The organism is Streptomyces sp. NPDC030893 (genome assembly GCF_055571535.1).
The window spans coordinates 281,646-291,479 of sequence record NZ_JBVIFC010000008.1 but is presented as its reverse complement, the minus strand read 5'-3'; the positions used below and the strand labels follow the sequence as shown (position 1 = coordinate 291,479).

General features: G+C 72.6%; 7 protein-coding genes. 6 read left to right on the top strand and 1 reads right to left on the bottom strand.

The window, feature by feature from the left end; all coding sequences use genetic code 11:
- Nucleotides 1–97: 97 nt before the first annotated feature.
- Nucleotides 98–3,241, bottom strand: coding sequence for an isoleucine--tRNA ligase (ileS, locus tag ACZ434_RS18270; RefSeq protein ID WP_468456908.1), 3,144 nt, complete (start codon nucleotides 3,239–3,241; stop codon nucleotides 98–100).
- Between the two features lie 1,031 nt (nucleotides 3,242–4,272).
- Between ileS and ACZ434_RS18265 the strand changes: the two genes are divergently transcribed.
- The 6 genes from ACZ434_RS18265 (at nucleotide 4,273) to ACZ434_RS18240 (ending at nucleotide 9,831) form a co-directional block, all read left to right on the top strand.
- Entirely contained in the window at nucleotides 4,273–5,223 is a 951-nt protein-coding gene (locus ACZ434_RS18265; RefSeq protein WP_468456906.1) for a TraR/DksA family transcriptional regulator, read from the top strand.
- Nucleotides 5,224–5,288: 65 nt separating this feature from the next.
- Complete coding sequence (lspA, locus tag ACZ434_RS18260; protein WP_468456904.1) at nucleotides 5,289–5,903, top strand: signal peptidase II; 615 nt, start codon at nucleotides 5,289–5,291, stop codon at nucleotides 5,901–5,903.
- Nucleotides 5,904–5,956: 53 nt separating this feature from the next.
- The gene (locus tag ACZ434_RS18255; protein ID WP_468456902.1) at nucleotides 5,957–6,901 is read left to right on the top strand and encodes an RluA family pseudouridine synthase; all 945 of its coding nucleotides are present in this window, start codon (nucleotides 5,957–5,959) and stop codon (nucleotides 6,899–6,901) included.
- Nucleotides 6,898–7,365 (top strand): GNAT family N-acetyltransferase, encoded by a 468-nt coding sequence (locus ACZ434_RS18250; RefSeq protein ID WP_468456900.1) that lies wholly within the window; start codon nucleotides 6,898–6,900, stop codon nucleotides 7,363–7,365. The genes ACZ434_RS18255 and ACZ434_RS18250 overlap by 4 nt, the downstream gene beginning before the upstream one ends.
- Before the next feature lie 82 nt (nucleotides 7,366–7,447).
- Nucleotides 7,448–9,040: a Na+/H+ antiporter gene (locus tag ACZ434_RS18245; protein ID WP_468456929.1), complete on the top strand. Its 1,593-nt coding sequence runs from the start codon at nucleotides 7,448–7,450 to the stop codon at nucleotides 9,038–9,040.
- 50 nt (nucleotides 9,041–9,090) lie between these two features.
- Nucleotides 9,091–9,831: an SDR family NAD(P)-dependent oxidoreductase gene (locus ACZ434_RS18240; protein ID WP_468456898.1), complete on the top strand. Its 741-nt coding sequence runs from the start codon at nucleotides 9,091–9,093 to the stop codon at nucleotides 9,829–9,831.
- Nucleotides 9,832–9,834: the final 3 nt, after the last annotated feature.

Here is a 9,834-nt window from a genome sequence, read left to right as displayed (position 1 = left end):
CCCCCCCCCCCCCCCCCCCCCCCCCCCCCCCCCCCCCCCCCCCCCCACCCCCCCCCCTCCCCCCCCCCCCCCCCCCCCCCCCCCGCCCCCGGAGACGTTATGCCTTGCGCAGCCGGAAGGTCAGGGTCAGGGTCTCGTCCGTGAACGGGGAACCGTAGGTGCCGTCCGCCTCGCCCCGGGCGAAGTCCGTCGCCAGGACCTCGTCGGCGATCAACCCGGCGTGTTCTGCCAGCGCGGCGGTTGTCGCCTCGTCCGTGGCCGTCCAGCGCAGGGCGATCCGGTCGGCCACGTCGAGGCCGCTGTTCTTGCGGGCCTCCTGGATCAGCCGGATCGCGTCACGGGCCAGGCCCGCGCGGCGCAGTTCCTCGGTGATCTCCAGGTCGAGGGCGACCGTGGCACCGGCGTCGGACGCCACCGACCAGCCCTCGCGCGGGGTCTCCGTGATGATCACCTCGTCCGGGGCGAGGGCGATCGTCTCACCGTCGACCTCCACCGAGGCCGTGCCCTCGCGCAGCGCCAGGGAGAGCGCGGCGGCGTCCGCGTTCGCGACCGCCTTGGCGACGTCCTGGACGCGCTTGCCGAACCGCTTGCCCAGCGCACGGAAGTTGGCCTTGGCGGTGGTGTCCACCAGCGAGCCGCCCACCTCGGACAGCGACGCCAGCGACTCGACGTTCAGCTCCTCCGTGATCTGCGTGTGCAGTGCGGGATCGAGGCGGTCGAATCCGGACGCCGCGATCAGCGCCCGCTTCAGCGGCTGGCGGGTCTTCACGCCCGACTCCGCGCGGGTGGCCCGGCCCAGCTCCACGAGCCGGCGCACCAGCACCATTTGCTTCGACAGCTCCGGGTCGATCGCGGACAGGTCCGCCTCGGGCCAGGAGGACAGGTGCACCGACTCCGGCGCGCCCGGGGTGACCGGAACGATCAGGTCCTGCCAGACCCGCTCGGTGATGAACGGGGTCAGCGGGGCCATCAGCTGGGTGACCGTCTCCACGACCTCGTGCAGGGTGCGCAGCGCGGCCTTGTCGCCCTGCCAGAAGCGGCGGCGGGAGCGGCGCACGTACCAGTTGGACAGGTCGTCGACGAACGCGGACAGCAGCTTGCCGGCCCGCTGGGTGTCGTAGCCCTCCAGCGCCCGGGTCACCTGGTCGGTGAGCGCGTGCAGTTCGGACAGGAGCCAGCGGTCGAGCACGGGGCGGTCGGCGGGGGCCGGGTCGGCCCCGCTCGGCGCCCAGTCCGACGTACGGGCGTACAGGGCCTGGAAGGCGACCGTGTTCCAGTACGTCAGCAGCGTCTTGCGGACGACCTCCTGGATGGTGCCGTGGCCCACCCTGCGGGCCGCCCACGGCGAACCGCCGGCCGCCATGAACCAGCGGACCGCGTCCGCGCCGTGCTGGTCCATCAGCGGGATCGGCTGGAGGATGTTGCCCAGGTGCTTGGACATCTTGCGGCCGTCCTCGGCGAGGATGTGACCGAGGCAGACGACGTTCTCGTACGAGGACTTGTCGAAGACCAGCGTGCCGACCGCCATCAGCGTGTAGAACCAGCCGCGGGTCTGGTCGATGGCCTCGCAGATGAACTGTGCCGGGTAGCGGGACTCGAACAGTTCCTTGTTCTTGTACGGGTAGCCCCACTGCGCGAACGGCATCGAACCGGAGTCGTACCAGGCGTCGATGACCTCCGGCACGCGCGTGGCCGTCTTCCCGCAGCCGTCGTGGCGGCAGGCGAAGGTGACCTCGTCGATGTACGGACGGTGCGGGTCGAGGCCCGACTGGTCGGTGCCGGTCAGCTCGGTGAGCTCCGCGCGCGAGCCGACGACCGTGAGGTGGTCCTCCTCGCAGCGCCAGATGGGCAGCGGGGTGCCCCAGTAGCGGTTGCGGGACAGCGCCCAGTCGATGTTGTTGTTCAGCCAGTCGCCGTAGCGGCCGTGCTTGACGGAGTCCGGGAACCAGTTGGTGTTCTCGTTCTCCTGGAGCAGCCGGTCCTTGATGGCGGTGGTGCGGATGTACCAGGACGGCTGCGCGTAGTAGAGCAGCGCGGTGTGGCAGCGCCAGCAGTGCGGGTAGCTGTGCTCGTACGGGATGTGCCGGAGGAGCAGGCCGCGCGCGTCGAGGTCCTCGGTGAGCTTCTCGTCGGCCTTCTTGAAGAAGACGCCGCCGACCAGGGGGACGTCCTCCTCGAAGGTGCCGTCGGGGCGGACGGGGTTGACGACGGGCAGGCCGTAGGCGCGGCAGACCTTGAGGTCGTCCTCACCGAAGGCGGGGGACTGGTGGACCAGACCGGTGCCGTCCTCGGTGGTGACGTAGTCGGCGTTCACCACGTAGTGGGCCGGCTCGGGGAACTCGACCAGCTCGAAGGGGCGCTGGTACGTCCAGCGCTCCATCTCGGCGCCGGTGAAGGACTGGCCGGTGGCCTCCCAGCCCTCGCCGAGCGCCTTGGCGAGCAGCGGCTCGGCGACGACCAGCTTCTCCTCGCCGTCGGTGGCGACGACGTAGGTCACCTCGGGGTGCGCGGCGACGGCGGTGTTGGAGACCAGGGTCCAGGGGGTCGTCGTCCACACCACGAGCGCGGCCTCGCCGGCCAGCGGGCCGGAGGTGAGCGGGAAGCGGACGTAGACGGAGGGGTCGACGACCGTCTCGTAGCCCTGCGCCAGCTCGTGGTCGGACAGGCCGGTGCCGCAGCGCGGGCACCACGGGGCGACGCGGTGGTCCTGGACCAGCAGGCCCTTGTCGAAGATCTCCTTCAGCGACCACCAGACGGACTCGATGTACTCCGGGTCCATCGTGCGGTACGGGTCCTGGAGGTCGGCCCAGTAGCCCATGCGGGTCGTGAGCTCTTCGAAGGCGTCGGTGTGGCGGGTCACCGACTCGCGGCACCTGGCGTTGAACTCGGCGATGCCGTACGCCTCGATGTCCTGCTTGCCGGAGAAGCCGAGCTCCTTCTCCACCGCCAGCTCCACGGGCAGGCCGTGGCAGTCCCAGCCGGCCTTGCGGGCCACGTGGTAGCCGCGCATGGTGCGGAAGCGGGGGAAGACGTCCTTGAAGACGCGGGCCTCGATGTGGTGGGCGCCGGGCATGCCGTTGGCGGTGGGCGGGCCCTCGTAGAACACCCATTCGGGGCGGCCCTCGGACTGCTCCAGGCTCTTGGCGAAGATCTTCTGCTCGCGCCAGAAGTCGAGCACCGCGTGCTCGAGGGCGGGCAGGTCGACCTGGGCGGGTACCTGGCGGTACGTCGGCGATGTCATCAGCGGGCTTCCTCCGGCGGACTTGCTGCCTTCCGTCCGGAGGGACGAGAGCTGTGTCGATCCCTGCGCCGCCGTCGGCGCGCTCCCGCGGTACCACCCTCCTTGGCTCCCCGGTGCGTCGTGTGCTCCGGTGAGCCCCCTCATTGGGGTCGCGATGCCGGTTCTACTCGCCGCTGTCGCGGCTTTCCTCCGGCGGCTCCGGGGTGATCTTCACGTCGCGCTCGCCCCCGGGCTCACACCGTCCCCGGGTCGCTCTGGGCTGCGTCCGCCGCTACTCGTCCCCATCCACGCTTTTCGCTCCGCCCAGTGTACGGCGCGGGGCGGACGGCGGCCGACCGGATTTCCGTTCAGCGTATGACCTGACATGCCCCGAATGGGGTGGTATGCGTGTTCGGATCCCGGGACGTGCGCCCGGGCGGCATACCCGGCGGGGAGCTGGGCACAACGCATGCAGGCTCGCCGCGCGGCGTGCGCGGGGCGGGCGAACCGGGCGGTGCGCCCCGTTGCCGCGGGACTCGAGTCGATTTATCGTCCCAGCACGATTCGCGCGCAAGATCACAATATGTGAAGGGGCCGCGGCCATGGTGGCGAAGAAGACCGCGCGGGGCGCTGCGCAGGCAGGCCCGGCGGCTGAGCCGACCCCGAAGACAACCCCGCCGACCGGCACACCCACGAACCGCAAGCAGCCGCCCCCCGGAAACCCCTCCCCCGAACGGCCGACACCGACGGCATCCGCCGGGAGCAGGGACTCCGCGAGGGAGGCGTCCGCCGGGAGCACGGAGTCCACGAGGGAGGCGTCCGCCCAGGAAACAGCAGCCGGGAAGGCGGCGCCCACGAAGACGGCGGCTGCCGGGAACACGGAGTCCGCGAAGAGCCCGGTGTCCGCCGGGAGAACGGCAGCCGGGAAGGCGGCGTCGGCGATGAGACCGGCCGTCGGGGACGGGGAGTCCCTGGGGAGCGTGGCCTCCGCCGAGGACGCGGCAGCCGGGAGGGCGGCGCCCGCCACGAGGGCGGCGTCGGCCAGGAGCGCGGTGCCTGCGAAGAAGGCGGCTGCCGGGGACGCGGAGTCCGCGAGGGAGGCGTCCGCTGAGGAGGCGGCGAGGGTGGCGTCGGCCAAGGAGGCGGTGTCCGTGAAGAAGCCGCCAGGCAAGAAGGCGGCGGGCGAGCAGGCGCAAGCCAAGCAGGCGGTGTCGGCCAGGGGCGCGGTGCCGGTGAAGACGGCGGTTGCCGGGGAGGCGGAGTCTGCGGGGAGTGTGGCGTCCGCCGGGGATGCGGCGGCCGGGGAGGCGGTGCCTGACGGGGAGGTGGCGTCGGCCGAGGAGGCGGTGTTCGTGAAGAAGCCGTCAGGCAAGAAGGCGGCGGGCGAGCAGGCGCAAGCCGAGCAGGCGGCGGGGCAGGGTGCTGCCGGGACCAGTGGGTCCACTCAGGATGTGGCCGGGCACAGCACGGCCGATGACGCGGGCGCGGCCGAGGCCGCGGCGCAGACGGGAGTGACGACGGTGGGTGCGAAGAAGACCCCTGGCCCCGCGGCCACGGCGGCGGCGAAGACCGCTGTACCCAAGGCGCGGCTCGGCGCGGTGGAGCCGGGCGAGCTCGCGGTACGGCCGGGCGAGGAGCCCTGGACCACGCAAGAGGTCGAGGAGGCGCGGGCCGAGCTGATGTCCGAGGTGCTGCGGCTGCGCGAGGAGATCACCTCCTCCGAGCAGGCGCTGGCCGGCCTGATGCGGGACTCCGGTGACGGCGCGGGCGACGACGACGCCGACACCGGTACCAAGAACATCACGCGTGAGCACGAACTCGCGCTGGCCGCGAACGCGCGCGAGATGCTCAGCCAGTTCGAGCGGGCACTCCAGCGCCTCGACGCCGGTACCTACGGCCTCTGTGAGAACTGCGGCAACCCGATCGGCAAGGCGCGTGTGCAGGCCTTCCCGCGGGCCACCCTGTGCGTGGAGTGCAAGCAGAAGCAGGAGCGCAGGTACTGATCGGCGGGCGCGCGGGGCGTGCCGTACCCTCGTCCTCAGTCAGGTACCTAGGCTGAGGGACTCACGTGGCAGAGGCGGAGCGCATCATCGGTACGCCGGACACCCCGGACGCGGACCGGGACGAGCAGGACCGGGACGGGCAGGAGCGGGCCGCCGCCGACGGCACGACGGCGGCGGACACCGAGCGGCCCCGCGGCAAGCGGCGGATCGCCGTGCTGTTCGCCGTCGCCGCCTTCGCCTATGCCCTCGACCTGATCAGCAAGATGATCGTGGTCGCCGAACTGGAGCACCACGAGCCGATCGAGATCATCGGCGACTGGCTGCGGTTCGAGGCGATCCGCAACGCGGGCGCGGCCTTCGGCTTCGGCGAGGCCTTCACCGTGATCTTCACGGTGATCGCGGCGGCCGTGATCGTCGTGATCATCCGCCTCGCCCGCAAGCTCTACAGCCTGCCCTGGGCGATCGCCCTCGGCCTGCTGCTGGGCGGCGCCCTGGGCAACCTCACCGACAGGATCTTCCGCTCGCCGGGCGTCTTCGAGGGCGCGGTCGTCGACTTCATCGCGCCCAAGCACTTCGCCGTGTTCAACCTGGCGGACTCGGCGATCGTGTGCGGCGGCATCCTGATCGTGCTGCTGTCGTTCCGGGGCCTCGACCCGGACGGCACCGTCCACAAGGACTGAGGGGCCGGGCACGGGCGTACGGGGCTGTCTCACCCGTCCGGCATACTCGACGGGTGAGCACGATTCCCGAGATCCGTACCCTGCCCGTGCCCGACGGCCTGGAGGGCGAGCGCGTCGACGCCGCCATCTCCCGCATGTTCGGCTTCTCCCGCACCAAGGCGGCCGAGCTCGCGGCGGCGGGGAAGGTCACGGTCGACGGGTCGGTGGTCGGCAAGTCCGAGCGGGTCAGCGGCGGCGCCTGGCTCGAGGTGGAGATGCCGCAGGCCCCCGCCCCGGTGCAGGTGGTGGCCGAGCCCGTCGAGGGCATGGAGATCGTGCACGACGACGACGACGTGGTCGTGATCGTCAAGCCGGTCGGAGTCGCCGCGCACCCCTCGCCGGGCTGGACCGGCCCGACGGTGATCGGCGGCCTCGCCGCCGCCGGGTACCGCATCTCGACCTCCGGCGCCGCCGAGCGCCAGGGCATCGTGCACCGCCTCGACGTCGGCACCTCCGGCCTGATGGTCGTCGCCAAGTCGGAGCGCGCGTACACGTCGCTGAAGCGCCAGTTCAAGGAGCGCACGGTCGACAAGCGCTACCACACGCTGGTCCAGGGCCACCCCGACCCGACCAGCGGCACCATCGACGCCCCCATCGGCCGCCACCCGCAGCACGACTACAAGTGGGCGGTCACCGCCGACGGCAAGCCGTCCGTCACGCACTACGACCTCATCGAGGCCTTCCGCGCCGCCTCCCTCCTCGACGTGAAGCTGGAGACCGGCCGCACCCACCAGATCCGCGTCCACATGGCCGCCCACCGCCACCCCTGCGTCGGCGACCTGACCTACGGTGCCGACCCGACGCTCGCCAAGCGGCTCCGCCTGACCCGCCAGTGGCTGCACGCGGTGCGGCTCGGGTTCGAGCACCCCGGCGACGGACAGTGGGCGGAGTTCTCCTGCGACTACCCCGAGGACCTGCGCAAGGCCCTGGACCAGGTCCGCGAGGAGACCTACGCGTGAGCGCCCCGTACGCCGTCCGTGTCGCGGGGGATCCCGCCGACCGTGAGGCGTGCTTCGCGGTCCGCAAGGACGTCTTCGTCACCGAGCAGGGCGTCCCCGAGGACATCGAGTACGACGCCCACGACGCCGGCGCGGTGCACGTGCTGGCGGTCGCGGAGGACGGCACACCGCTCGGCACCGCACGGCTGCTGCACGGCGCGGCCGCCGCGGCGAGGAACGGCGGGGACCCGGCCATCGGATCGCTCGGCCGGCTCGCGGTGACCCGCCGGGCGCGGGGCCTCGGCGTCGGCGCGGCGCTGGTGCGGGCCGTCGAGGAGGCGGCCCGAGAACGGGGGCTCACCGCCGTCGACCTGCACGCGCAGACCCACGCCCTGGGTTTCTACGAGCGGCTGGGGTACGAGGCCTACGGGCCCCGCTTCCCGGACGCGGGTATTCCGCACCGGGCGATGCGGCGCGCGCTGTAGCGCCGGGCGGCGAACGCGCTGGTGGGGGCCGGCGGCGTGGCAGGCTGGAGCCCGCCGGACGATCGTCGACCCCCTGGGAGCGCTGACCGTGGATCAGTTGGCCCTGCTGTTCGTCCTGCTGCTCGGGGCGGTGGTGAGCGTCCCCGTCGGTGAGCGGCTGAGACTGCCGGCACCGGTGCTGATGACGGTCCTCGGCATCGTCCTGGCGCTGCTGGAGTTCGTCCCGAACGTCGACGTCCCGCCGGAACTGATCCTTCCGCTGCTGCTGCCGCCCCTGCTCTACGCCGCCGTGCGCCGTACCTCCTGGCGCCAGTTCGCGGCGAACGTCCGGCCGATCCTGCTGCTGGCCGTGGCGCTGGTCTTCGTCACCACCCTGTGCGTGGCCGTCGTCGCCCACGCGATCGTGCCCGGGCTGCCGCTGGCCGCCGCCGTCGCCCTCGGCGCCCTCGTCGCGCCGCCCGACCCGGTCGCGGCGACCGCCGTCGCGGGGAAGCTGGGGCTGCCCCGCCGGCTGGTGTCGATCCTGGAGGGCGAGGGGCTGTTCAACGACGTGACGGCCATCGTCCTGTACCACGTGGCGATCGCCGCCGCCGTGAGCGGCACCTTCTCGCCCTGGCGGGCCGGTCTCGACCTGGTGCTGTCGGCCGTGGTGGCCGTCGCGGTCGGGCTCGCCCTCGGCTGGGGCACCAACAAGGCGATGAGTCTGCTCGGCGACCCGACCCTCCAGGTCGCCCTGACCCTGCTGGTGCCGTTCGCCTCCTACGTCCTGGCCGAGGAGCTGCACGGCTCGGGTGTCCTCGGGGTGCTCGTCACCGCGCTGTTCCTCGTGGAGTACGCCACCGACGCCGACGACGTCATGGCCCGGCTCGCCGGGCACACCTTCTGGGACATCGTCGACACCCTCGTCACCGGCGTCGCCTTCGGCCTCGTCGGTCTCGAACTGCACAACGCCGTCCACACCGCGGCCGGCCACTGGGGCGAGCTGCTCACCTGGTCGGCGGCGGTCGTCGGCGTGGTCGTCCTCGTCCGGCTGGCGTGGCTGCTGCCGGCGACCTGGCTGACCAAGCGGCTGCACACCGCGCGGGACGTCGGCGAGGAGATCCCGGTGACCTGGCGCGAGACCGTGGTGATGTGGTGGTCGGGGATGCGCGGGGTGGCGTCCGTGGCGCTGGCCCTCGCCATTCCGCTGGAGACCGACGGCGGGGGCGACTTCCCCGCGCGGGGCGAGATCGTCTTCATCGCGTTCGGTGTCGTGCTGACGACGCTGCTGGTGCAGGGGCTGAGCCTGACCTGGCTGGTGAACCGGCTGGGGGTGCGGGGCGACACCGAGCGCGAGAAGGAGTTCGAGCGGCGGCTCGCGCTGCGGGCCGCCAAGGCGGCGAAGCGCAGGCTGCGGGAGATCGAGGAGGTCGAGGAGCTGCCGGAGGAGCTGTCCGAGCAGATGCTGCGCAGGTCCTTCGAGATCGGGGTGCGGATCAGCCCGGACGTGGCGGAGGACGAGCGGCGGGAGGCGCACCGGCAGCGGGCGCTGCGGCTGAAGCGGATGCGGCGGATCGAGGGGGAACTGCTCAGCGCCGCCCGGCACGAGGTGCTGACGGCGCGCAGCGAACCGGGCGCCGACCCCGAGGTGGTGGACCGGGTGCTGCGCCACCTGGACGTGCGCAGTCTGCGCTGAACACCGCAGCGTTGCCGCCGCCGGCGGCCTTCTGTCCGTAGGGTCGGGGCATGACTCGGAACGTTGTGATCAGCGGGGGCGGTACCGGGATCGGGCTGGCCGCCGCGCGGGTGTTCGCCGCCGACGGGGACCAGGTGCTGCTGCTCGGCCGGCGCGGGGACGTGCTGGAGCGCGCGGGCGTACCGGGCGCCCTGACGTACGCCGCCGACCTGGCGGACCCGGAGGCCGTACGGGGCGTCGCCGGCTTCGTGGGCCGGGAGTTCGGCGCCGTGGACGTACTGATCCACTGTGCCGGAGGCAACGGGCTGCTCGAACCCCCGGTCGGCGGCGACGACCCGCTCGACGCCGTCGCCCGCACCTGGACCGTCAACTTCCGGCTCAACGTCCTGACCGCCGTACTCCTCACGGAGGCATTGAGGGACCGGCTCGCCGAGCCGGGCGGGCGGGTGCTGTTCCTCAGCTCCATCGCCGCCTACCGGGGTTCCGGACGGGTGCCGTACGCGGCGGCCAAGGCGTCGCTGCACCCCTACGCCCACGATCTGGCACGGGAGCTGGGCCCGCACGGCATCACCGTGAACGTGGTCGCGCCCGGCTATGTGGAGGACACCGCCTTCTTCGGCGACGGCATGGACGAGGAGCGGCGGGCCGTGCTGATCGCCGAGACGTCGAACAAGCGGGCGGGGACGCCCGGGGACGTCGCGGCGACCCTGCACTGGCTCGCCTCCCCGGGCGCCGGACACGTCACCTCGCAGATCATCCAGGTCAACGGCGGCGCCGAGCGCGGTCACTGAGGA